The organism is Arthrobacter sp. StoSoilB20 (genome assembly GCF_019977295.1).
Taxonomy (GTDB): Bacteria; Actinomycetota; Actinomycetes; order Actinomycetales; family Micrococcaceae; genus Arthrobacter; species Arthrobacter nicotinovorans_A.
Genome location: NZ_AP024651.1, coordinates 2,878,949 through 2,901,452 on the forward strand (window position 1 = coordinate 2,878,949; position 22,504 = coordinate 2,901,452).

General features: G+C 62.3%; 21 protein-coding genes. 4 read left to right on the forward strand and 17 right to left on the reverse strand.

Annotated elements, in window-relative coordinates:
* The first annotated feature begins 330 nt into the window (after positions 1–330).
* A complete protein-coding gene (locus tag LDN85_RS13025; protein WP_223943264.1) occupies positions 331–5,220 on the forward strand; it encodes a DUF4082 domain-containing protein in 4,890 nt (1,629 codons plus the stop codon).
* Between the two features lie 164 nt (positions 5,221–5,384).
* On the opposite strand, the gene LDN85_RS13030 is transcribed toward LDN85_RS13025, so the two are convergent.
* From LDN85_RS13030 to coaD, 9 genes are all read right to left on the reverse strand, one after another.
* The gene (locus LDN85_RS13030) at positions 5,385–6,413 is read right to left on the reverse strand and encodes a hypothetical protein (protein ID WP_026546045.1); all 1,029 of its coding nucleotides are present in this window, start codon (positions 6,411–6,413) and stop codon (positions 5,385–5,387) included.
* Positions 6,410–7,633 carry an MFS transporter gene (locus tag LDN85_RS13035; RefSeq protein WP_223945467.1) on the reverse strand — a complete coding sequence of 408 codons (1,224 nt, stop codon included), beginning with the start codon at positions 7,631–7,633 and terminating at the stop codon, positions 6,410–6,412. The genes LDN85_RS13030 and LDN85_RS13035 overlap by 4 nt, the downstream gene beginning before the upstream one ends.
* Before the next feature lie 84 nt (positions 7,634–7,717).
* Positions 7,718–8,437: a hypothetical protein gene (locus LDN85_RS13040; protein ID WP_223943265.1), complete on the reverse strand. Its 720-nt coding sequence runs from the start codon at positions 8,435–8,437 to the stop codon at positions 7,718–7,720.
* On the reverse strand, positions 8,434–8,586 hold the full coding sequence (locus LDN85_RS13045) for a hypothetical protein (RefSeq protein ID WP_155854572.1): 153 nt from the start codon (positions 8,584–8,586) through the stop codon (positions 8,434–8,436). Before LDN85_RS13045 ends, LDN85_RS13040 begins: the two co-directional genes overlap by 4 nt.
* Before the next feature lie 46 nt (positions 8,587–8,632).
* Positions 8,633–9,616 carry a bifunctional DNA-formamidopyrimidine glycosylase/DNA-(apurinic or apyrimidinic site) lyase gene (gene mutM, locus LDN85_RS13050; RefSeq protein WP_026540248.1) on the reverse strand — a complete coding sequence of 328 codons (984 nt, stop codon included), beginning with the start codon at positions 9,614–9,616 and terminating at the stop codon, positions 8,633–8,635.
* Positions 9,617–9,622: 6 nt separating this feature from the next.
* Positions 9,623–10,333 (reverse strand): ribonuclease III, encoded by a 711-nt coding sequence (gene rnc / locus LDN85_RS13055; RefSeq protein ID WP_026540247.1) that lies wholly within the window; start codon positions 10,331–10,333, stop codon positions 9,623–9,625.
* A 23-nt stretch (positions 10,334–10,356) separates the two neighbouring features.
* Complete coding sequence (gene rpmF, locus LDN85_RS13060) at positions 10,357–10,560, reverse strand: 50S ribosomal protein L32 (RefSeq protein WP_011775139.1); 204 nt, start codon at positions 10,558–10,560, stop codon at positions 10,357–10,359.
* A 33-nt stretch (positions 10,561–10,593) separates the two neighbouring features.
* Positions 10,594–11,121, reverse strand: coding sequence for a DUF177 domain-containing protein (locus LDN85_RS13065; RefSeq protein ID WP_081733237.1), 528 nt, complete (start codon positions 11,119–11,121; stop codon positions 10,594–10,596).
* Positions 11,122–11,287: 166 nt separating this feature from the next.
* Positions 11,288–11,788: a pantetheine-phosphate adenylyltransferase gene (gene coaD / locus LDN85_RS13070; protein WP_026540246.1), complete on the reverse strand. Its 501-nt coding sequence runs from the start codon at positions 11,786–11,788 to the stop codon at positions 11,288–11,290.
* Between the two features lie 35 nt (positions 11,789–11,823).
* On the opposite strand from coaD, the gene LDN85_RS13075 reads away from it, so the two are divergent.
* Positions 11,824–13,089, forward strand: a complete 1,266-nt coding sequence (locus LDN85_RS13075; protein ID WP_026540245.1) for an aminotransferase class I/II-fold pyridoxal phosphate-dependent enzyme — start codon at positions 11,824–11,826, stop codon at positions 13,087–13,089.
* A gap of 29 nt (positions 13,090–13,118) precedes the next feature.
* Here the strand turns inward: LDN85_RS13075 and LDN85_RS13080 are convergent, their stop codons facing one another.
* Positions 13,119–13,277, reverse strand: a complete 159-nt coding sequence (locus LDN85_RS13080; protein ID WP_223943266.1) for a hypothetical protein — start codon at positions 13,275–13,277, stop codon at positions 13,119–13,121.
* Between LDN85_RS13080 and LDN85_RS13085 the strand changes: the two genes are divergently transcribed.
* The gene (locus LDN85_RS13085) at positions 13,245–13,880 is read left to right on the forward strand and encodes a fused MFS/spermidine synthase (RefSeq protein WP_223945468.1); all 636 of its coding nucleotides are present in this window, start codon (positions 13,245–13,247) and stop codon (positions 13,878–13,880) included. The genes LDN85_RS13080 and LDN85_RS13085 overlap by 33 nt on opposite strands.
* A 12-nt stretch (positions 13,881–13,892) precedes the next feature.
* Here LDN85_RS13085 and rsmD read toward each other — a convergent pair whose 3' ends face one another.
* From rsmD to LDN85_RS13105, 4 genes are read right to left on the reverse strand one after another with little or no spacing between them, the layout of a single operon-like run.
* Positions 13,893–14,459, reverse strand: coding sequence for a 16S rRNA (guanine(966)-N(2))-methyltransferase RsmD (rsmD, locus tag LDN85_RS13090; protein WP_026546051.1), 567 nt, complete (start codon positions 14,457–14,459; stop codon positions 13,893–13,895).
* A gap of 51 nt (positions 14,460–14,510) precedes the next feature.
* Positions 14,511–16,766: an ATP-dependent DNA helicase RecG gene (locus LDN85_RS13095; protein ID WP_223943267.1), complete on the reverse strand. Its 2,256-nt coding sequence runs from the start codon at positions 16,764–16,766 to the stop codon at positions 14,511–14,513.
* Positions 16,756–17,829 carry a DAK2 domain-containing protein gene (locus tag LDN85_RS13100; protein WP_026546053.1) on the reverse strand — a complete coding sequence of 358 codons (1,074 nt, stop codon included), beginning with the start codon at positions 17,827–17,829 and terminating at the stop codon, positions 16,756–16,758. The genes LDN85_RS13095 and LDN85_RS13100 overlap by 11 nt, the downstream gene beginning before the upstream one ends.
* Before the next feature lie 22 nt (positions 17,830–17,851).
* A complete protein-coding gene (locus LDN85_RS13105) occupies positions 17,852–18,865 on the reverse strand; it encodes a thiamine-phosphate kinase (RefSeq protein WP_223943268.1) in 1,014 nt (337 codons plus the stop codon).
* A gap of 122 nt (positions 18,866–18,987) precedes the next feature.
* Between LDN85_RS13105 and LDN85_RS13110 the strand changes: the two genes are divergently transcribed.
* Positions 18,988–19,497: a DUF3515 domain-containing protein gene (locus tag LDN85_RS13110; protein WP_026540239.1), complete on the forward strand. Its 510-nt coding sequence runs from the start codon at positions 18,988–18,990 to the stop codon at positions 19,495–19,497.
* Positions 19,498–19,537: 40 nt separating this feature from the next.
* Here the strand turns inward: LDN85_RS13110 and LDN85_RS13115 are convergent, their stop codons facing one another.
* Genes LDN85_RS13115 through LDN85_RS13125 form a run of 3 tightly spaced genes read right to left on the reverse strand, consistent with a single transcriptional unit; the run spans position 19,538 to position 22,496 of the window.
* Positions 19,538–20,674, reverse strand: coding sequence for a D-alanine--D-alanine ligase family protein (locus tag LDN85_RS13115; RefSeq protein WP_223943269.1), 1,137 nt, complete (start codon positions 20,672–20,674; stop codon positions 19,538–19,540).
* Positions 20,674–21,726, reverse strand: coding sequence for an NAD(P)H-dependent glycerol-3-phosphate dehydrogenase (locus LDN85_RS13120; protein ID WP_223943270.1), 1,053 nt, complete (start codon positions 21,724–21,726; stop codon positions 20,674–20,676). Before LDN85_RS13120 ends, LDN85_RS13115 begins: the two co-directional genes overlap by 1 nt.
* The gene (locus LDN85_RS13125; protein WP_026540236.1) at positions 21,723–22,496 is read right to left on the reverse strand and encodes a lysophospholipid acyltransferase family protein; all 774 of its coding nucleotides are present in this window, start codon (positions 22,494–22,496) and stop codon (positions 21,723–21,725) included. Before LDN85_RS13125 ends, LDN85_RS13120 begins: the two co-directional genes overlap by 4 nt.
* Between the last annotated feature and the right edge of the window lie 8 nt (positions 22,497–22,504).

Sequence of the window (22,504 nt, forward strand, 5' to 3'; positions counted from 1 at the left end):
GGGCGGATGTATCCCCTAAATCTACTGCCGTTTGAGCGAAATTCATGGATCCGTTGCCGGAACTCCTTGTGGACGGCCAGCCACACCCCTACACTCCTGCCAAGGGCTACTTGGCCTGTTCGTTCCGGTGATCCGGCTGCAAGGTGGGCAGAAGTTCACTTACAGCTGGATCCGGTCCCGATCTTCGGAACTTCGAGCCAAGGATAAATACCCGTGTTTCATAACTGAAGATCTTGGTTTGACCCTGGCTGGGGAGCGGCAAGCAGGGACCGTGCGTGAAAAACGCGGACCCATGTACGCATTTTCGGCGCGCCACCTCCAGGAGTTCTGATGCCCGGTACTTCAGCCAACCGACCCCAGCGAGTCCTCAAGGGCTTCTTAGTGCCCTTGATCCTGGCGATGGTCGCTTCACTCCTGCCTCTCGCGGTGCCAGCCGCCGTCGCAGCGGGACCCTGCGACCCCGTGGTCAATCCAGTGGTCTGTGAGAACTCCAAACCCGGAAGTCCGCCCTCGGAGTGGGACATCAACGGTGCCGGAGATGACAGCATCCAGGGATTCTCCACCGATATCAGCGTCAACGTCGGCCAACCCATCCGTTTCAAGGTGGACACCAACGCATCCAACTACACCATCGCGATTTACCGGACAGGGTGGTACGGAGGCAACGGTGCCCGCAAGATTGCCGATGTCACGCCGTCGGTCCTGCGGCAAAACCAGCCCGCGTGCCGGACTGATGTCGCCACCGGAATCTATGACTGCGGCACGTGGGCGGTATCGGCAACGTGGCAGGTACCCACCACGGCCGTGTCCGGTGTCTACATTGCCGTCCTTCGGCGCCCCGATACCGGCGGCATGAGCCACATCACGTTCATTGTCCGCAACGACGGCAACCGTTCTGCCGTCATCTTCCAAACCGCTGACCAGACGTGGCAGGCCTACAACTCCTATGGCGGCGCCGACTTCTACCAAGGAGTCAATGGCCGCGCCTACAAGGTCAGCTACAACCGTCCCGTGGCAACCCGGGGTGGGCCTGATGGCCGGGACTTCTATTTCGCCAATGAATACCCCATGGTGCGCTTCCTGGAACAGAACGGCTACGACGTCAGCTACATCAGCGGCCTCGATGCTGACCGCAGCGGCGGCGAACTGCTGACCCACAAGGTGTTCCTCTCTGTCGGCCACGATGAGTATTGGTCCGGGCCGCAACGGGCAAACGTCACGGCTGCGCGGGATGCGGGGGTCAATCTCCAATTCCTTTCGGGCAATGAAATGTACTGGCGGACACGGTTTGAGCCTTCGTCAGTGGATGGTGCAGCCAACCGCACCCTGACCTGTTACAAGGAAACCTGGGCCAACGAAAAGATTGATCCCACAGCCCAGTGGACAGGTACCTGGCGTGATCCCCGCTTCGCGGCCCAGGCAAATGGAGGCGGCCTGCCCGAGAATGGCCTGACAGGTACGCAATACATGTCCAATTTCTCGGACCTGCCGGTCACAGTGAAAGCAGACGAGGGCAAGACCAGGCTTTGGCGGAACACAACCCTGGCTTCGATGGCTGCCGGTTCCTCTGCAGCTCTGGCCCCCCATACTGTCGGATACGAATCAGACGAAGACCTGGACAACGGATTCCGGCCGGCGGGCCTCATCCGGTTGTCCACCACGGTAGGCAGCGTTCCGCAATATCTCCAGGACTTCGGGAACACGGTGGCTGCAGGAACCACCACGCATAACCTCACCCTCTACCGCGCGGCCAGCGGTGCCCTGGTCTTCTCCGCAGGCAGCGTCCAGTGGACCTGGGGCCTTGACCAGGAGCACGACGGTAATGGTGCACCAGCTGATTCCCGCATGAGGCAGGCCCAGGTCAACATCCTCGCCGACATGGGCGCCCAGCCCGCCACCCGTGCTGCCGGGCTGGTGGCTGCAGCAGCCAGCACCGACACCACCAAGCCCACCGCCGCCATCTCCACGCCGGCCAATGCAGCCACCGTGGCACAAGGCAGCAGCGTCACCGTCACCGGAACGGCCGCCGACGTAGGCGGCGTAGTGGCCGGAGTCGAGGTTTCCACAGACGGCGGAACCACGTGGCACCCCGCCACGGGCAAGCAAAGCTGGAGCTACACCTACATACAAAAGGGTTTCTCCACAGCCACCATCCAGGCACGGGCCATCGACGACAGCGCCAACATCGGTGCCGCTGTCACCAGGAACCTGACCCTCAGTGGTCCCTACAGCGTTTTTGGCCAAACGGTTCCTGTGGTCAAAGACTCCGGTGACGGTGGAGCCTATGAAATGGGCCTGCGGTTCACCCCGTCAATAGACGGCTTCATCACAGGCGTCCGCTTTTACAAGAGCACCGCCAACACAGGCACGCACACCGGATCATTGTGGAGTGCAACCGGCGAGCGCCTGGCCACGGCCACGTTCACCAATGAAACTGCATCCGGCTGGCAGACTGCTTTGTTCAGCCAAGCAGTGCCTGTAGCAGCGGGACAGAAATATACCGCCTCCTATTGGGCTCCCAACGGGCACTATGCCACCAAGGACTACCAATGGGCGAGCTTCGGTTCCACGGACGCGCCTTTGAAGGTTGCTGGTGGTTTCGGAGCTGAACCTGCAGGGGTTTACAGCACCTCTCCAGGGTTCCCCACCACCAGCTTCAACGGTGGCAACTACTTCGCGGACGCGCTCTTCAGCACGGTAGACAGCTCCCCCATGACCGTCTCGGGCCAAACGCCCATTCCGTCGTCGTCGAGCGTGTCCGTGAACACCAAGGTAAGCGCTGTGTTTTCCAAGCCGGTCACTACGGCCAGCGTCCAGTTGGCGCTGCAGTCGTCCTCGGGTCCTGTTGCAGGAACGACGGCGTATGACGCCGCGACGCGGCGGGCCACCTTCACGCCGTCGAGCGCCTTGGCATTCAGCACCCAATATACGGCGACGTTGTCCGGAACCGATTCGATCGGCGGCGGCGTCACGGCAGGCGGGACCTGGTCCTTCACCACTGCTGCCACGCTGCCGGTTCCGGGCGCTTGTCCATGCAGCCTCTTCGATGACTCGGTCACTCCGGGGATTGCCGAACTGCGTGAAGGCGTGCCCTTGACCCTAGGGGTTAGATTCTCCAGTGTTTCCGCTGGTGAAGTCCTCGGTATCCGCTTCTACAAGGCCGCCGGGAACACCGGCACCCACAATGGCGCCCTGTACACCGCTGCGGGCCAGCAATTGGCGACAGTGGCGTTCACCAATGAAAGTGCTTCCGGATGGCAGACAGCGATGTTCAGCCAACCGGTCCCGATGGCAGCCAACACGGAATACATCGTTTCCTACAAGTCGCTGACCGGTACCTACTCGGCCACAGCCAACGGCTTTGGGTCAGGGATGAGTGTTGGACCGTTGCGGGCAGCATCTGATGCAGGTGCCTACACCTACAGCGGTGACTTCGCCGCTTCACGATCGACCGCCAGCTACCTGGTGGACGTGGTGGTGACCGTGCCGAATCCTGCATTCACAGTCGGCTCACACTCGCCGCTGCCGAACGCTTCGAGTGTTCCCCTGAACACCGCCGTGAGCGCTGTGCTGTCCGAGGCCGCAGTGGCGTCCAGCGTAGGGTTGGCGCTGAAAGCGAGCGGCGGGACCTCCGTAGCGGGCACGACTGCCTACGACTCCGCCACCCGCAAAGTCACCTTCACTCCTACTGCTCCACTGGCCGCAGGTACCACCTACACGGCGACAGTGACGGCAACCTCGGTCTCAGGTCAACCCATGTCCGCCGGCGGAACCTGGACGTTCGCAACGGTTCCCGCGCCGCGCACACCGGGTGCTTGTCCGTGCACGCTGTACCAGGACACCGTGACACCCACCACCCCTGATGCGAATGACGGAGTTGCGTTGTCCCTCGGTGTGCGGTTCGCCAGCGATACTGCCGGGCAGATCACCGGGGTGCGCTTCTATAAAGCCGCCGGCAACACAGGCACCCACACGGGATCGCTCTACACGGCCGCGGGACAACTCCTGGCCACCGCTACCTTCACCAACGAATCAAGTACCGGGTGGCAGACTGTCACTTTCAGCCAACCGGTCAGCATCGAAGCCGACACCGAGTACGTGGCCGCCTATAAGGCCCCCACGGGCAAGTACTCATACACCGCCGGCGGATTTGGTGCAGGATTGACCAGCGGACCGTTGCGCACCGCCAATGACTCGGGAGCCTTCAGCTACACCACTGATTTCCCGGCATCATCATCGACCTCCAGTTACCTGGTGGATGTGGTGTTCGCTACAGCTGTGCAGCCGCTGACAGTCACCGAACAGGTACCCGCCCCTGGCGCCACCGGCATCCCAACGGACGTCAAGCCCTCCATCACCTTCTCGGCCGCCATCAACCCGGGAGCGACTTTCACCCTGACAGCCAACGGCAACCCCGTGGCGGGGTCAGCTGCCCTTTCCGCCGACAACCGGACCATCACGTTCACCCCCACTGCGGCGCTGCCGAACAGCTCAGTGGTCACGGCCAACGTGGGCAACGTCGTCTCCCAGCAGGGGCAAACCTTCCCGGCCGGCAACTGGCAATTCACGACGGCGGCTCCCACCGTCCAGCTGTCAACGATCTTTGGCTCGCTGACACCGCAAACAGTGACCGCGAGCGACTTCATGCCGGTGGAACTTGGCACCGCGTTCAGTGTTTCGCAGGCAGGGAATGTGACGGGGATTCGTTTCTACAAGGGGGCCGGCAACACCGGAACCCACGTAGGTTCGCTGTGGAACTCGGCCGGTACGCGCCTGGCGCAGGTGACCTTCACCAATGAAACAGCTACTGGCTGGCAGACCGCTACACTGGCTGCCCCGGTGGCGTTGGTGACAGGCCAAACCTACGTGGTGTCCTACCGGGCACCCAATGGCCGCTACTCCTATACCTCTGCGTTCTTCAACCAGACCTACACAAGCGGGGTGTTCACAGCCAGTGGCCCGAACAACGGGCGCTACCGGTACGGATCCGGGGGTGTGATGCCTGCCAACTCCTGGAACGCCACCAACTACTTTGTTGATGTGGTGTATTCCACCACAGCACCGGCACAGCAGACCGCGGCCCCGTCCCCCACCGCTACTCCTACTCCTACGCCAACGGCGACGGCGACGGCCACGCCAACTGCTTCACCGAGTCCCTCACCCAGCCCGAGTCCGACGCAGTCAGGCGGACTCCTCTGCGGCTTGTTGGGTACCTGCTGAGTCAGCCGGCGCACCACAGGCGCCTCTCTACAGCGGGGTACCACTACAGCGGCGCACTACAGCCACCCTCTCTCAGCGGCGCACCACGACGGGACGAAGCCGGGCGGCCAGGAGTTCCGCCCGGCGGTGAACTACCCATTATTGGTGTCGACACCGAGTGGGGCTCAGCGCACAACGCTTGGGGACCACGCATGGGCTATGAACAGGCTGGGTTGCGAGCCTGGTTCGGTGCCCAGTTGCCAGATGTTGCTGTCACCTTCCACTGCGTCATCCGGCAAGCCGTAAAGCAAGTTCTTCCCATCCAGCCATTCGATCTGGTCATCCACGCTGCGCTGCTCCGAAAGAACGCTTTCCTGCCCTGACGCGAGGTCAAGGACGGCGACCTTCCAATGGGCAACCAGCCCGCCGCCGTCGTTCTTCTTATAAGCGATGCGCGTGCCGTCAGGTGAAATGGACGGGCATTCCACTTGGTCGTGGATGGCGGTGAGTGTCTTGGCGGACAAGCTTCCCCGAACCAGCCAAATGCGGCCTGAGGACGCCGCTGTGGCGTAGAAGACGTCGCTCTGGCCTGGAGCGAAGGTCACTCCCCAGATGTTCCTGTCCGTTGCTGCCAGGCGCTCGCCGTTGACCAACAACGCGAAGTCCTCCAAGTTCCCGGACGTTCCACCGGGCAAGCTGATCTCCGTGGCCGTGGAAAATCCCGAAGCGGCGTAGGAGTGTCCGGTAATAAAGACCGTCGTGGCAATCATCGAGCCGTCAGCGCTGACCCTGGCCCTGCTGGGGATGCCAGGGAGAGCCCATGAGCGTTGGGGCTGCCAGTCACGGTCCAGGACTGCGGCTTCAAATGAGGTGACCAGGCCGCGGTTGGTTTTCAGGCACACCACGTTTTGGGCTGTCCCATAGACGCGGTCGCATTCCTGTTCGCTCACAGCCCGTGGACCGCCCGGAGCGGACAGGGGAACTGTGGCCGCACTGCCATAGCCCTGGCCTGAGGCTGTGTTGCGGAAAAGGACGAAAGGAACGTTCGGAAGTGACTGGCCCGCCGTGACTCCCACGGAGGAAGCTGCGGTCCGGCTCTCTTCAAACCGTTGATAGGCGCCCACAGCATAGATCCCCGCCACGACCAGCACCAGCGCGGTCACGGTTAGGAGGACGGTCCATCGGGTTTTGCTGCCGGCCAGGGTCCCACTCATCCTGCAGTGCCTGCGTCCTGGTGTATTGCAGGCCGGGCGCTCCGCAGGATCACCGCCACAGCCAGCACCGCGCAAGCCAGGAGAACGCTTGCCAGCAGCATCGCTGTCGGGGCACCGAGTGCGAACCAGAGCACGCCAAAGCCCGCGGAGGCGGCCATGCGGCTCAATGCCACCACCGTTTGTGCTGAGGCAATTCCGGTGGCAAGTTTTCCTGCGGGGGTGAGCTGGCCTGCCAAGGCGGCCAGGACGCCGTCGGTTGCAGCGTAAAACGCGCCCAACAGCACCAGGCATCCCACCGTGCCCCACAAGCCCCCGAAAGGTACAGCAGCAAGAAGGTACGTTGCCAGCAAAGCGATATGCCCACCCACGAAAACCGGCACTTTGCCTACCTTGTCAGCCAGCCGTCCCAATGGCACCGCGAAGGCCAGGAACACCACATTCGTGCCGACGAACAGCAGCGGAAACCACTGCACGGCGAACGAATCCCTGTCCTGCAATACCAGGTAGATGAATCCATCACCGATGGTCACCAAGCCAAGAAGACCTGCGGCGATCAACAATTTGCCCAGTCCGGGCTCCTTCAAATGGCTCCAGGAAAAGGCGAAGAGCCGCCTGCCGTCGAGCCCCTCCGTGGTCTTGGCGCCAAGAGCACGGATGTCCGGAACCACCAATGCCAGGACGGCAACGCCTATCACGGCGAAGGCGAGCGACACCACGAAGACGGTGCTGAAACCATTGGGAATCATCAACAGGACAAAGAAGGCGATCAAAGGCCCGGCTGCAGCCCCAATGTTGTCCAGCATTCTGTGAACGCCAAAGGACCGTGCCAAATGTTCAGGCTGGGCCGAAACTGTGATCAACGCATCCCGTGGGGCCGTCCGAATGCCCTTTCCAATCCTGTCCCCGGTGACTATCGCCGCAACGAACCAAAAACCACCGGCAAAAAGGAAACCAATCCTGGCCACCATGGATAGTCCATAGCCGGCAAGTGCTATGCGCTTAGGGTGCCCGGTCCGGTCAGCCGCCCACCCGGCCGCAATCCTGACGATCGCACTCGCGCCCTGGTTGATTCCGTCGATGAAACCGAAGGCAATAGTGGACAGTCCGAGGAATCCGGTGACATATAAGGGAAGGATTGCCGTGACGGATTCCGAAGAAACGTCGGTCACCATACTCACGATGCCCAGCCACAAAATGACGGGGGACAAACGGAACGGCACTTCCGCTGCCAGTGCCGTTGACTTGTTCGTTGACTTGTTCCGTTTACCGCCGCTGCGGTCCGAGAGCGAGATGTACATAATTTCCTATCCCGCCCTCGTGTGCAGGCTGCCCAACAGTTGGAAGCGCGAGCCGCCCGTCCCGGTGGTGGATACCGAGACGGTTACCGTGTCCGGGCCGCGCACAAAACGGGCCGCCACAGACCCGTCCGCAGCAGGGGCCTCTTCGGACCAAAAGCCACGAGAGACCAACGATTGTCGGAAGGAGTCAAGGACCTCGGCCCGTGGCTTGTCCACGATGCCATCCGCTGTGAGCTGCAGGATGTCACCGGAAGTGGACACCGAAGTAGAGCCAATGGTGGTTCCGGAGGGCAACGTAACAACGTCTCCCGGCCAGCCGTCCACCAATTCACCCGAAACACTCCCTGGTTGGGGAAGCGCCCCGGTGATGAGCGGAGCCGGGGCAGATGGTGCCGGCAAACCCGTTGGTGTGGCGGTGACCGGTGGAAGAACTTCTAGGAGCTTGGCGGTGGGTTCTCCCGTTTTTCCCTCAGTACCACTGTTGCCGCTGCCGCCGGCAGCAGGGCTGCCCTCTGCGCCGCCGTTTCCAGCCCCCGACGCCGAACTGCCGGAGGTGGGCGTTTGTGTGCCGGTGGATCCGGCACCCGTACCCGGGCTTGAAGTGGACGATGAAGGGCTTTGCGCCGAAGTGGCTCCGGGCTTGGCCAGCTGGTCGAGCACAATGGCCACGGCGGCAATCAACACAGCCAGGCATATACCCGCTATGACCAGCCGCCGCGCCATCATGGCATTCCTGGGCCGGCTGCGATGCGGAAGGGGCTCTGTGGTCCCGAATCAGGAACGGCCACAGGTAGAACTGACGCCACCCGCATTGTGGTGGCGTTGGCCTTGTCGTTGATCATTGCGATGGCGATTCGCAGCGCCAAGCTGTTCATGGGGACAGTCTGCCATTGCGATCCGGATTCCGGAACAGTCCTGGCCCTACCAACGTCCATTCCGGGGCCGGGGCTGACACACCGGGCAGGTGTAGGAGGAACGGTTCATGAACTGCTCCCGCTTCATGATGGTGTGCAAACCCTGTCCCTCACACCGGACGCATAATTCGCCGGCGCGGCCGTAAGCGTTCAACGAGCGGGCGAAATACCCGGAGTCGCCGTTGACATTGACATACAAGGAATCGAAACTTGTACCGCCCGCAGCCAGGGCGGCCTGCATGACGTCCCTGACGGCATCCACCAACCGCCCGGCGTCAGCACGGCGCATGGTGTCCGTGGCCCGTGCGTAGTGGAGCCGGGCACTCCACAAGGCTTCATCTGCGTAGATGTTGCCGATCCCGGAGATGACCGACTGGTCCAGAAGTGCCCTTTTAATGCCCGTCTTGCGGTTCTTGATCTTTCGGTAGAAGAGATCAAAAGAAAAGTATGGATCCAACGGATCTCGGGCAATGTGCGCGGCTTCCTCTGCGATCTCAGGCAGGGGCGTTTCTCCGAGGCCACCCGGGCCGCCGTCGGAGGTGGGGATCAATGACGTCACGAACAGGCCACCGAAAATCCGTTGGTCTACGAACCGCAACTGCTCCGGCATGTCCTCGGCAGGACTGAGCCTGATCCTGACTTTGAGGTGCTTTTCGTCCGGAACGGCCGGGTCCTGCATCAGCAGTTGCCCGCTCATTCCCAGATGGGCCATGAGTGCCACCTTCGGGAGGTGGGCGGTTGCCGCCGGTTCGGTGAGGTCGCCTGGGGCGTCGTCCGTGCCGGTCACAGCCAGGGGCATCCAAAGGAATTTGCCCCGCCTGACTACGTCCAGCACCGTGGCATGCTCAAGATTGCCGATGAAGTCTTCGGTTCCGAGGGCGTGCCTTCGGATGGAACGCGGATCAATGACGTCCACCCCGGTAATGGAACGTCCGCGGACCCAACGGGCCAAACCGCGGCGCACCACCTCTACTTCAGGAAGCTCAGGCATGTGGGATCAGGTGGAAGCAGGTCCGGTCGGGGCCGGGTCCAAGGCGTTCAGCGCGCGCCAGGCATCAGCAGCCGCTTCCTGTTCCGCTTCCTTCTTGGAATGACCGGAGCCACGACCATAAGGAGTGCCGCCGATATTCAACACGGCTTCAAAAGTACGGGCATGATCGGGTCCGGAACCTTCCACGGCGTAGTGGATGGCACCGAGTTGCCTGCTGGCAGTCAGTTCCTGGATGCTCGTCTTCCAGTCGGTCCCGGCACCGAGGGCTCCGGCATCCTTCAGGAGCGGGCCTACCAGGCGCATGACCAGCTGACGTGCGGTTTCCATGTCGTTTGAGAGGTACGTGGCGCCGATCAGGGCTTCCATGGTGTCAGCCAGGATGGAGGCCTTGTTCTTACCGTCGGTCAGCTTCTCGCCTTGGCCGAGGTAGATGAACTCGCCAACACCGATTTCCCGGCCGATCCCGGCCAGCGCACGCGTACTGACGACGGCGGAACGCCGCTTGGCGAGCTCGCCCTCAGGAAGCGTGGGGTTCTCACGGTAAAGAGAATCAGTGACGGAGAATCCCAGGATGGAGTCGCCGAGGAACTCAAGGCGCTCGTTGGTGGGAATCCCGCCGTTCTCATACGCGTATGAGCGATGTGTCAGAGCAAGACGAAGCGTCTCGGTGTCAATCGAGACACCGAGACGCTTCAGAAGCTCTTCAGTTGAAGACATCCTTAGTCAGCCTGTACGGCAGATTAGGCGTCTGCGACCTTGCGGCCCTTGTATTCAAGGAACAGCGCGGTGCCGGCAGAGTCAGTAACGACCTTTGCCTGGTGCGGCAGGCTGTAAGTAACCTGACCGTTTTCGATGGTCTTGACCAAGTTGGGGGCAGTTGCCTTCCACTGGGCACGGCGGGCGCGTGTATTTGCGCGAGACATTTTCCGCTTGGGAACAGCCACGGCTATCTCATTTCTCTCTTAGACGAACACTTACTAATCGGTTTGCCGGTCAGTCTTAGCCAGATCAGCTAGGGCAGCCCAGCGAGGGTCAATGACCTCGTGGTGGTGCCCCGGCTCGTCTTCCAGGCGCGCTCCACATTCGGAGCACAGACCCTGGCAGTCTTCCCGGCACACCGGCTGGAACGGCAGCATGGTGACAACTGCGTCCCGCAACACCGGCTCAAGATCGATCAGATCGTACTCGACTCGACGTTGCTCTTCATCGTCTTCTCCGCCCGAAAGCTCAACGCCTTCATAGAAGAAAAGTTCTTGCACATTGACTTCAAGGTCATACGCAAGGGGATCCAGGCATCGGCCGCACTCGCCGGTTACTTCGACGATGACGGTGCCGGATACCAGAATTCCTTCGTGTACGGCCTCAAGGCGAAGATCCAGCTCAATATCTGAGCCTTCCTTCACGCCAATGAGCGCCACACCAAGGTCACTCGGTGCAGGTACATGCTCGTTGAGTGTCCGCATGGTCCCTGGACTGCGTCCAAGGTCCTTGACTACCAGCGCCAAGGGCGAACTTGCATCTCGCTTAATGAGAACTCCTGTAGAACATATGACCGACGTACCATCTTAGCCTGATCACGCTTGAGGACTCAAACCGACGCCGGGCGCGCACGAATGCGCGGTGGTTTCAGCTTGGGGCACTCCGCGAAAGGGCGCGAGGTACCCATCAAGCCTACCCTTTGCGCGGGTGTTCCGTTGCAGGCTCGCCAGCGAGGAGCCGTTTGAGCACCGATTTGGGGACAAAATCAGAGATATCCCCGCCCAGCACGTTCACTTCCTTGATGAGTGTCGAGGACAAATGGACGTAATGCGCTTCGGCAGGAAGGAACACCGTTTCGACGCCGGCCAACTGGCGGTTCATGGTAGCCATGGGAAGTTCGTAGTCGAAGTCAGAGGATGAGCGGAGGCCTTTGACGATGGCAGACACACCCCGGTGGCGGCAGTACTCAGCCAACAAACCTTCACCCATCGGTTCGACGATGATTCCCCGAAGGGACGCCAGCGTTTCACGTGCCATCTCCATCCGGTCTTCCAGGCTGAACCGGTACTTCTTGGCATAGTTGGTGGACACGGCCACAATGACTTCGTCAAACAAGCCCGCAGCCCGGGCGATGACTTCGAGATGTCCATTGTGGATAGGGTCAAAGGATCCAGGGCATACCGCTCGTCTCATGAGACGAACCTACCCCATAGCTTCGCCGGGATACCATGGCAGACATGGCATCCGCAGGCATCAGCCCTTCCCTCGATACGAGCTCCGGGCAGGTCCCGGGCACCGGCCCGGCACCCTGGCAGCGGGCAGCAACCGGAGCCAACCTCCTCTCCCCCGGGGGAGGGTTGGGAGTGACCATCTTCGAGGAGATGACCACCCTCGCCGTCTCGACCGGAGCCATCAACCTCGGCCAAGGGTTTCCGGATGAGGATGGCCCTGCCGAGATCAAGGCGGCAGCCCAGTCCGCCATTGCCGCGGGGGCCAACCAGTACGCACCCGGCAAGGGCCTTCCCGCTTTGAGGGAAGCCATCACAGCACACCAGCAGCGGTTCTACGGGCTGGCTCCGGATCCGGACACCGAGGTCCTTGTCACCACTGGCGCGACAGAAGCGATCGCTGCTTCGCTGTTGGCGTTCATCCAGCCAGGTGACGAGGTTCTGACCTTCGAACCGTTCTACGACTCCTACGGAGCGATCATTGGTTTGGCCGGCGCCACCCACGTCACCGCTCCCCTGCTGGCTCCGGATTTCCTCCCCGACCTTTCGGCCCTTGAAGCGTCCTTCAGCAACCGCACCCGGGTTGTCCTGCTGAATAATCCGCATAATCCCACCGGCGCGGTCTTTCCCCGCCAGGTCCTTGCAAAGATCGTCGAACTCGCAGCCAGGTATGACGCCATCATTGTCAGCGACGAGGTCTACGAGCACTTGACCTTTGGCGTGGACCATATCCCTGTCACTTCCCTTCCGGGAGCAGCGGACAGGACCATCACCATTTCCTCCGCCGGAAAGACCTTTTCCTTCACCGGCTGGAAAATCGGTTGGCTCAGCGGGCCCGAACACCTGGTCTCCGCTGTGCGCACAGTAAAGCAGTTCCTGACCTACAGCTCGGGAACACCATTCCAAGGTGCCATTGCCGTTGGGCTGGGCCTTCCCGACGAGTTCTACACCGGTATTGCCGCGACCCTGGCAAGCAAACGCGACATCCTGGCCGAAGGACTGCGGGCCGCCGGATTCGGCGTCCATGTCCCCAGCGGCACCTACTTCATCAACGTGGACACGGCCCCCCTAGGCATCAGGGATTCCGTGGACCTCGCCAGGCGGCTGCCTGGGCTGGTGGGCGTGGCAGCAATTCCGGTGCCTGTCTTCTGCCATCCGGAGGGAGCGGAGCGAACCCGCAGCCTGCTGCGCTTTGCCTTCTGCAAAAAGACCGCCGTGCTTGAAGAAGCTGCAGAACGCCTCTCTTCACTCCGGGACCGGCTCTGAGTACCACCGGCCCTGGACCACACGTCGCCTCACGCTACCTCCGGACCACGGGGCAGCACGCCACCATCGACGCCGATACCCTGATCGAGGGCAGCTTCATTCTCAGCATCGGCGGTGCCGAACAATCGCACGTCAACCTCGCGGACCCGCGGGAGATCTTTTATGAGTACCTGCGCAGGATTGGCCACGTGGTGGATTTGGCCGCTGAGCCCGGGGAACCCATCCGTGCCCTTCATCTGGGTGCGGGGGCTTTGACCCTTGCCCGCTATATCCAGGCAACCCGCCCAGGTTCAGCACAATACGCCGTTGAATTGGAACGCGAGCTCCTTGACTTCGTGCTCCTCAAACTTCCCATGCCACAAGGCACCACGTTGACCACCCACATCGGCGACGCGCGCGAGGCCCTGGCGGAGCTGGACGCCGGGGCGCGTTTCGACGTCGTGATTCTTGACATCTTCTCCGGGCCGGACGCGCCGGAACATATTGCGTGCAAAGAGTTCTACGAAGAAGCTGCAGCACGCCTGGGCCCTGACGGGGTACTGATCGTCAACGTGGGAGATGAACCTGCGCTGACCCTTGTGAAGAGCCAGGTGACTGCCTTGCGCCAGGCCATGCCCGATGTGGCCGCCTTCGCAGAGACGGGAATGTTTGAAGGCCGCTACCCCGGAAACATCATTCTTGTGGGCACTGGCAGGAAATGGTCCCCGGAATGGACAGCAGAGCTGCTGGCCCGCGGCCCGCATCCAGCCACCGTCCTTACAGGGATGGACCTGGACAAGATCGCCGGCTAGGCACCGCTGCCCCTAAGCCGGCTCGGCAAACCACAGCTTGGTTTCGCCGTACTTCTTGTCGGCGAAACAGTCCATGGTCCCAGGCCAGGCCGGTTCAGGACTCCGCGAGCTCCGCTCCACAACCACCACGGCTCCCTCGTCCAAGTGCGGCGCCAGCTTTTCCAGCACCGCGGTCAGGGCCGGTTCGTCCAAGGGGTATGGCGGATCAAGGAAGACCAAGTCCCACACGCCGCCTTCGCGGACCCGTTCCAGGAACGACTCGACCTTGGATCGGTGGACGGAGACTTTCTTGCCGCCCAGAAGTTGGTTGACCAAGTCTGCGTTGCGCTGACAAACATCGCTGGCTTTGGCATCGAATTCCACCAGGTCCACGCTGCGTGCACCACGGCTGGCACTTTCTACACCCAAGGCTCCAGAGCCCGCATAGAGATCAAGGACCCGGGCGTCGTCAATGACTGCCAAAGATTCCAGCCGGGAAAAAAGGGCCTCCTTGACGCGGTCAGTGGTGGGCCGGGTAGCGGTACCAGGGACACTGGCCAGCGGGTTCCCACCACCCACTCCGGCAATAATCCGGCTCACAGATCTGCTCCCGGGGCCGAGGCACCCCGTGGGCCGCCGGAACCTGGATTTCTAGCCACGTTCAAGGAACGCCTCCTTTTCGGGGTTCAAGTATTCGTCGATTGCTGAAGCGAGGCCAGGCTGGTGCTGGAGGGCAGGATCCTCTGCAACAAGGCCTTGGGCGTCCGTCCGGGCGCGGGCAATGATGTCCTCATGCTCCAGGACCCGAAGCAATTTCAGTGTGGAACGTCCGCCGGATTGCGAGGCCCCGAGGATGTCGCCTTCACGGCGCAGCTTCAAATCTTCCTGGGAAAGCTCAAAACCATCGGTGGTGGATGCCACTGCTTCAAGTCGTCGACGACTCGGGTGGCCCGGTTCCAAGGTGGTCACCAACAAGCAGGTACCTGGCAGTCCGCCACGGCCAACACGGCCGCGGAGCTGGTGGAGTTGCGAAATTCCGAAACGGTCCGCGTCCAGAATCACCATCAACGTGGCGTTGTGGACGTCCACGCCCACCTCGATGACGGTGGTGGAAACCAGCACCTTGACCTGGTTGGCCGCGAACGACGCCATGGTTTCGGTCTTCAACTGAGGGTCCTGCCGGCCATGGAGCGGCGCCACGGGGACACCGGACAGCGAGGGCTCCTGCAGCAGGCTCTCGACGACGGCAGCCACCGATGCGAGCTCGCGCGCGGATCCTTCGTCCGAGAGGTCAGAGTCGCTTGGTTCGGCTTCTCCGGGACTGAAGTCGCCGTCGTCGTCCGTTCCGATCTTGGGACACACCACATACACCTGATGGCCCGACTCAACTTCTTCACGCGACCGCTTCCAGATGCGGTCCACCCAGCCGGGGTTCTCCGCGAGCCCCACCACATGCGTGGAGATGGGAGCGCGACCGGCAGGAAGCTCATCCAGGATCGAAGTTTCAAGGTCTCCGAAAACCGTCATGGCCACGGTCCGGGGAATAGGGGTTGCCGTCATGACCAGCAGATGCGGCGGGCGCTGGGCCTTGGCCCGGAGGGCGTCCCGCTGTTCCACGCCGAAACGGTGCTGCTCATCGACCACAATCAGGCCAAGGTCCTGGAAGCTGGTCTTGTCACTAAGCAAGGCATGGGTGCCAATGACGATCCCGGCATTTCCCGAGGCAGCGTCCAACATGGCCTGCCTGCGGACCGCCGTCGGCATGGAGCCTGTCAGCAACGTCACCTGGACCGAGTCCGGCCCGGCGTCCCCGCCGAGCATTCCTGCCCCGCCAAAGACATCGTCCCGTGCCAAAACCCCCAAGGTCCTGCGGATCGAGTGGAAATGCTGGGCGGCCAGAACTTCGGTTGGTGCCAGCAAAGCGGCCTGGCCTCCGGCATCGACAACCTGCAACATGGCCCGGAGGGCAACAATGGTCTTTCCAGACCCTACTTCCCCCTGCAACAGCCGGTTCATGGGTGTATCCCGGGCCAGTTCTTCAGCGAGCGTCTTCCCGACGGCGGACTGGCCGGCAGTGAGGGTGAACGGCAGGTTCCGGTCGAAGCTGCTGAGCAATCCGTCCGGGCGGGGACGGCGGGCAGTGGCTTCCTCCGCTGCGAGCTGGGCCCGCCGCCTGGCCAAGGCTGTCTGCAGAACCAGTGCTTCCTGGTATCTGAAGCGCTCCTGCGCCCGCTGCCAGTCCTTCGCCGTCTCCGGCGAATGGATCAGGCGGTAGGCTTCGGCCACGCTGAGCAGCCCATCCCTGCGGACGATGCTTGCAGGAAGCGGATCTTCCAGGGCATCGAGATCCATGGTTTGGAGCAGGGCCGTGATCACCTTATGGATTGACCAGCTGGTGAGTTTGGCGGTTGCCGGGTAGACCGGAATCGGCATGGCGGCAAGCTTTTCCGGGTCCATGGAACCTTCGGCTTCAGGGTCCTCATCCAGCAACAGAAAATCCGGATTGGTCAGGCCCAGCGCACCACCGTAGCGGGTCACCTTGCCGGAGAACATGGCCCTGCGGCCGGCCTGAAGTTCCGCCTTGGCCCTGAAACCATTGAAGAAGCTGACTTTCAGGGTGCCCGGAGCCCCGCTTCCACCGGCTTCATCGGTCACCACGACGTCGGTAATGGAGCCGCGTCGTGCCCGCATCTGGCGCGTCGTGTTGGACAGGACCCGGGCAATCAGGGTGACTTCTTCATCCAGCGGAAGGTTGCTGATGGGCGTCAGCTCCCCACGGCTCAGATACCGGCGCGGGAAATAGTTCAGCAAGGCACCGGTAGTTTTGAGCCCCAAGTGCTTCTCGATGACTGCTGCAGACCTCTTGCCGATCCTGCGCTCGAGGGGAAGTTCCAGCTCAGTAATCATGCCGTGACTGGCCTGTAATGCCGGACTCCTGCGGGTCACCGGACTCAGCTTCGGCTGGCCTGTGGCCGCCGGTGCCGGGCAGGGCCAGTTGGCTGACAGCGATGTCCGTGGGCTCCCCCAGGGATCGAATCAGCGCTACTGCCGGCTCGGGGTCCGGAACGTGAACGTGGACCCTCCACCGGTAGCTGGCTTCAACCGTGGATTCCTCGTCATCATCATCCTGGCTCCGTGCGCCGCCCACTTGGCTCATGATGACCGAATCACCCATCTCATCAAGACGCTGCCTCAGGATGGCTGCGTTCAAAGGGGACAGGTTGATGGTGCACATGACCTCCACACCATCATCGGCCGGCATACGCTCGTGGATGTGCGGGTCCTGCAGCTTATACCCGTGAAGACCGTCCAGGAGTTCGTCCTGGAGTTCTTCGCCCAGAACCGCCGCCCGCAGGCAATCGAGGATCAGCAGCATGCCAACGCCACCGGCATCCACCACGCGGGCTTCCTGGAGCTGGGCGAGCTCGCCCTCAGTACGGATGACGGCCTGGTAGGCAGCTTCCACAACGGCATCGAGTGCAAGGCCAAGGGCGTGATTGCTGTCGTCTGCGTTCTGCGAGGCGTCCACGGCCTGCGCGGCGTCCGATGCCGCTTCCAGGACCGAGAGCATCGTTCCGGCTACAGGCTCACTAAGCGCTGACCAGGCGCGGATCTGGGCCCGGTTCAGGGCTGTTGCCAGCAAGGGCGCACTGAGCCGGGATTTACCGGCCAGTGGCTCGGCAGCAGCACAGAGGAAGACCGCGAACAGCGTGCCCGAATTGCCCCGGGCCTGCTCCATGGCAGCTTGGCCTGCACGTGAGAGGACCGCGCCGACGTCGTTGCCCGTTTCCGTTGTACCCGTTTCCGTGGTGTCCGGGGCGGTGCCGCCCAAGGCGGAAACCGCGGCACGGACTGTGAGATAGAGATTGGTGCCGGTATCGCCGTCGGCTACAGGAAAGATGTTGATCGCGTTGAGGCGATCGCTGTGGTTGCCGAGGACCACCTCCGCCTTGCCGAGCCAGCGTTTCATGGCGTGCGCATTCGCGGCGATCTTAGTCTGCAAAGTGATCCCATCCAACGGTGTCAACAGCTTGCCCGGCAATCCGGACGCCCCTGCCTGGCGGCTCGACAACGGCTTCAACTGAGCCTATCGCAGTGAACCCCGCCGGTAGCTGAATTCCGGCTGGGAAGGTGGCCAGCAATCCATGGTCCTCTCCCCCGCCAAGGACCCAGGGCAACGCCTCGCAGCCCAGTAAAAGAGCGGCCGGTTCCAGCGGCAAGGCATGGACCTTCAAGGCCACGGGGTCAAGGTTGAGGGTCACGTTGCTGGCCGAAGCGAGCCTGCCGCCGTCCCGGACCAGGCCGTCGGAAATATCCATCATGGCAGTTGCACCTCCGCGCGCCGCCAAGGGTCCCGCTGCCAAAGGGGGCTGGGGGCGGCACTGGTTTTCCACCAGGGCCTGCAGTTCGGTATCCAGGCTCTGCATCGGATGTCGGCTTTCCAACAATGCCCAGCCGGCAGCGGCCCTCCCCAAGGTCCCCGCAATTGCCACGACGTCGCCGGGTTTGGCCCCGGATCGCAGCACAGGCGGCAAGCCCCCAAGGCTTCCGACGACGGCGACCGTCACCGACAGCTCGCGGCCCCGCCCAAGGTCCCCCCCGGCAACGGAACAATCAGGAGCGCCCAAGCCGACGATGGCCGCAGTGAGACCGTCGGCAAAAGCCTCCACCCAAGCCACAGGAGTATCCGGGGGCATTGTCAGGCTGACAACCAGGGAAGTGGCGCTGCCGCCCATGGCGTTGATGTCGCTGAGGTTTTGCGCCGCAGCCTTCCAGCCGACGTCGTAGCCGGTGGTCCGGTAACCGTTGTTCCATTCGAGCCTGAAATCCTGGTCCTGGGTTTGGGTGTCGATGGAAATCAAACTGCGGCCATCCGGGGCCGCTACCAAGGCAGCATCGTCTCCAGGGCCCAGGAGAATGCCCGGGCTGTGGTTCAGGCGCGGAAAGATCCTGGCGAGGAGCTCTGATTCCGAAAGGTCTTGGACGGTCAACTGTTCTGCGGGCACGGCTCTACGCTATCGCGATCCACCGACAGGATAATGACGTGCGCAGGTTCCCCGGCATCGGGGGGAATGTGACCTCCGATACCGGAATCTGCCCTCGAGCCCGCCCGGGATAGGCTGGATGAATGCACCGAAAGACCCTCCGCCGGACAGCCCTGGGCGTATCTTCGGCCCTCGCGGCCACCCTCGCCCTCTCAGCGTGTTCACCCACCGTTGATGTCACGGCCGCCACAGACGCCGCCAATCCTGCTTGCGCACCGATGATGGTTGCCCTGCCGGACCAGATCGGCGATGCCGCACTGCGCAAGACCAACAGCCAGGCCACTGCGGCATGGGGTGAACCGTCGCAGGTTATCCTGCGCTGCGGAGTGAACGTACCCGGGCCCACCACCGACCGCTGCGTGAGCGTCAACGACATCGACTGGGTCATCAAAGAAGGTGACCCCGTGTACACCTTGACCACCTTTGGCCGCGAACCTGCCACCGAGATCCTGATTGATCCGGTCAAGTTGGAGGCAGCGAACATCAGCTCCGCAACCGTACTCACCGAGCTCGCGGCTGCTGTCGGCAAGATCAAGGCAACCGGCAAATGCGTTGGCCAGGAGGACCTGCAGAACCTGCCCGCCGGTAAGTAATGCGGTCAGCGGGCCCGCCTGTCAGTTCAGCAGGCGCGCGTCAGCGCAGACCCGTTTTGCGGTTCAGGGCCAGATGTATCAATTCGTCGATCAAATCGCCGTAAGCCAGCCCGGATGCCGCCCACATTTGCGGATACATGCTCTTGGGCGTGAATCCCGGCATGGTGTTGATCTCATTGATGATCAGCTCGCCGGCCGGGGTGTAGAAGAAGTCCACGCGGCTAAGCCCCTCGGCTCCCACCGCATCGAATGCCAGGGCAGCAAGTTCGCGAACACGGCTGATGGCCTCTTCGGGCATGTCGGCCGGGCAACTCAACGCCGCCGCTCCATCTTCAACATACTTGGCAGCGAAGTCATAGAACTGGTGCTCTCCTGCTGCCACCGCGATTTCACCGGGCATGGACGTCCGGGGCGCGTCCGTGCCGCGTCCTTGGAGTACGGCACATTCGATCTCACGGCCCACAATGCCGGCTTCGATCACGAGTTTCAGGTCATGCCTGCGGGCCTCTTCGATCGCGGCGTCCAGCCCTTCCAGGGAATCCACTTTCGAGATTCCCATGGACGAACCTGCCCGGGCAGGCTTGACGAACACCGGGAAACCAAGTTTGTCCACGCGCTTACGGACGGCCTCGGCGTCGGTAAGCCAGTCCCGGTCCGTAACAGCAATGTACGGTCCGACGCTTAGTCCGGCGGACTCGAAGACCACCTTCATGAAGTGTTTGTCCATGCCCACCGCAGAAGCCAGGACCCCGGCCCCGACATATCGGGTGTCGGAAAGTTCCAGCAGGCCCTGGATGGTTCCGTCTTCGCCCCACGGGCCATGAAGAAGCGGGAACACAACGTCCACGGAGCCCAACTCCTGGGGAATGGCGTTGGGCTCGGTAACGACCAGTTGATGCTCACCGCCCACTTCGGCCAGGGTCACGGTCTTTTCCGACGCCGGCACTTCAGGCAGTGCTGCGGCGCTGAGGGACCACTCACTGGTGTCAGCCGGGGCCAGCACCCATTGCCCCGACTTGGCAATGCCGATCGGAATGACGTCGTACTTGTTCTTGTCGATGGCTCCCATGACCCCGGCCGCGGTGACGCAACTGACGGCATGTTCGCTGGAGCGGCCGCCGAAAAGAACCGCCACGCGGGGGCGGTTGGTTGCGGGGGTGGAGTGATCTGTCACCATCAGTAGTCGCCTTCGGACTTCAGTGCCCGGGCCAGCAAACGTGGTCCCAGGTCATCAACGGACATTCTGCCTTCCAGCACCGCTACCACGGCTGCCGTAATGGGCATTTCAACGTTCAGTTTGCCGGCAAGTTCGTGCACAGCCGGGCCGGACTTGATTCCTTCGGCAGTCTGGGTCATTTGTTCTGCGACCTGTTCCAAAGTCAGCCCTTCGCCCAGCAAACGGCCCGCAGTGTGATTGCGCGACAACGCCGATGAACAGGTGGCTACCAGGTCACCGAGGCCGGCCAGACCGGCCATGGTGTGGGCTTCGCCGCCGAGGGCGAGGGCAAGCCGGGAGGTTTCCGCAAGTCCACGGGTGATGACCGAAGCCTTGGTATTGTCACCCATCTGCCGGCCTTCGCAAATACCCACGGCGAGGGCAATGACGTTCTTGACGATCCCGCCGATCTCAACACCCACCACATCCGTGCTGGTGTACGGCCGGAAGTACGGCGCTGTGCAGGACAACGCTATGGCAGCGGCAGTATCGGCATCGCTGCAGGCAACCACGGACGCTGTGGGCTGCTCACGGGCAATCTCCATTGCAAGGTTGGGGCCAGAAACCACTGCTACACGGTCGGCAGGAAGCCCCAGTTCCTGTGCGATGACTTCGCTCATCCGGGCATCAGTGCCCAGCTCCAATCCCTTCATCAGGGAAACCACCACGGCGTCGGGGGCCAGCAAGGGCTTCCACTCGCCCAGTTGTGGCCGCAACGACTGGGCAGGAACAGCAAGGACCACCAAAGCAGCGTCTTTGAGCACCTCCGCCACGTCAGTGGAGGCGGTGACGGAAGCCGGAAGCTCAATGTCTTTGAGGTACTGCGGGTTGCGGTGCAGTGAATTGATCTGTTCCACAACCCCGGGACGGCGGCCCCAGATACGGATGCTGCGTTCAGCGCCGGCGGCCTCCGCGGCGTCGGCCAGGATTTTGGCAAAGGTGGTGCCCCATGATCCGGCACCCAAAACCGCCACGACGTCCGGGGTCCGGGCAGGGCTTTGGATAATGGTCATTTACCTTCCTCGGGTTCCGGAGCGTCGGAGGCTCCGCGCTCGACGAAACGGCCATGTTTTGACTGTTTGTGAACAGCCGGATCCCAACGTTCAGCAGGAGCGTCTTCGTTGCGGAGCGTCGCCAGCAGGCCCGTGATGGCGTCCATAATGACTTCGGTTGCCTCAGTCAGCGTGGCGCGATCCATCGGACGGTCGGCGAAGGCACTGAGGTCAACCGGCTTCCCGACCAGGACCCGTACTGTTTTGCGCGGGAAAATGTGAAAACGCTTCGCATAACGGGGGAAGACTTCCTGCGCTCCCCAGTGCGCCATAGGGACAACAGGCGCACCGGTTTGCAGAGCAAGCCTTGCTGCTCCGGTGTGGCCTTTCATGGGCCACAGATCGGGATCCCGTGTCAGGGTGCCTTCGGGATAGATGATGATCGCACCACCGGCGTCCACTACCTCCTTGGCGACTTGCAGCGAACGGTTCGCTCCCGCCGTCGAGCGTTCAACCGGTATCTGCTTGGTGGCTGCCAGCAGTGCTCCGAGCACGGGGACTTTGAAAAGCCCCTTCTTGGCCAGGAAGTGCGGTGGCCGCTTCTGGTTGTAGACCATGTGCCCAATGACGATGGGATCGATCTCGGTGCAGTGGTTGGGCGCCGCGATGAAACCACCCGGGGGAAGGTTTTCAACACCTTCCCACTTCTTGGCCATCACGAGGTTCATCAACGGACGAGCCAGGCCCGCCAGCAGCACGAATGTGGCACGGCTCTTGGCCGATTCCTTCAAAGGATCCC

Excerpts from the sequence above, each read along its gene's own strand:
- LDN85_RS13025 (WP_223943264.1), top strand. The coding sequence starts at position 331 with ATGCCCGGTACTTCAGCCAACCGACCCCAGCGAGTCCTCAAGGGCTTC.
- LDN85_RS13075 (WP_026540245.1), top strand. The coding sequence starts at position 11,824 with ATGGCAGACATGGCATCCGCAGGCATCAGCCCTTCCCTCGATACGAGC.
- LDN85_RS13045 (WP_155854572.1), bottom strand. The coding sequence starts at position 8,586 with ATGAACAGCTTGGCGCTGCGAATCGCCATCGCAATGATCAACGACAAG.
- mutM (WP_026540248.1), bottom strand. The coding sequence starts at position 9,616 with ATGCCTGAGCTTCCTGAAGTAGAGGTGGTGCGCCGCGGTTTGGCCCGT.
- LDN85_RS13115 (WP_223943269.1), bottom strand. The coding sequence starts at position 20,674 with ATGGTGACAGATCACTCCACCCCCGCAACCAACCGCCCCCGCGTGGCG.
- rnc (WP_026540247.1), bottom strand. The coding sequence starts at position 10,333 with ATGTCTTCAACTGAAGAGCTTCTGAAGCGTCTCGGTGTCTCGATTGAC.
- coaD (WP_026540246.1), bottom strand. The coding sequence starts at position 11,788 with ATGAGACGAGCGGTATGCCCTGGATCCTTTGACCCTATCCACAATGGA.
- LDN85_RS13030 (WP_026546045.1), bottom strand. The coding sequence starts at position 6,413 with ATGAGTGGGACCCTGGCCGGCAGCAAAACCCGATGGACCGTCCTCCTA.
- LDN85_RS13110 (WP_026540239.1), top strand. The coding sequence starts at position 18,988 with ATGCACCGAAAGACCCTCCGCCGGACAGCCCTGGGCGTATCTTCGGCC.
- LDN85_RS13120 (WP_223943270.1), bottom strand. The coding sequence starts at position 21,726 with ATGACCATTATCCAAAGCCCTGCCCGGACCCCGGACGTCGTGGCGGTT.
- LDN85_RS13100 (WP_026546053.1), bottom strand. The coding sequence starts at position 17,829 with ATGAAACGCTGGCTCGGCAAGGCGGAGGTGGTCCTCGGCAACCACAGC.
- LDN85_RS13095 (WP_223943267.1), bottom strand. The coding sequence starts at position 16,766 with ATGATTACTGAGCTGGAACTTCCCCTCGAGCGCAGGATCGGCAAGAGG.
- LDN85_RS13040 (WP_223943265.1), bottom strand. The coding sequence starts at position 8,437 with ATGATGGCGCGGCGGCTGGTCATAGCGGGTATATGCCTGGCTGTGTTG.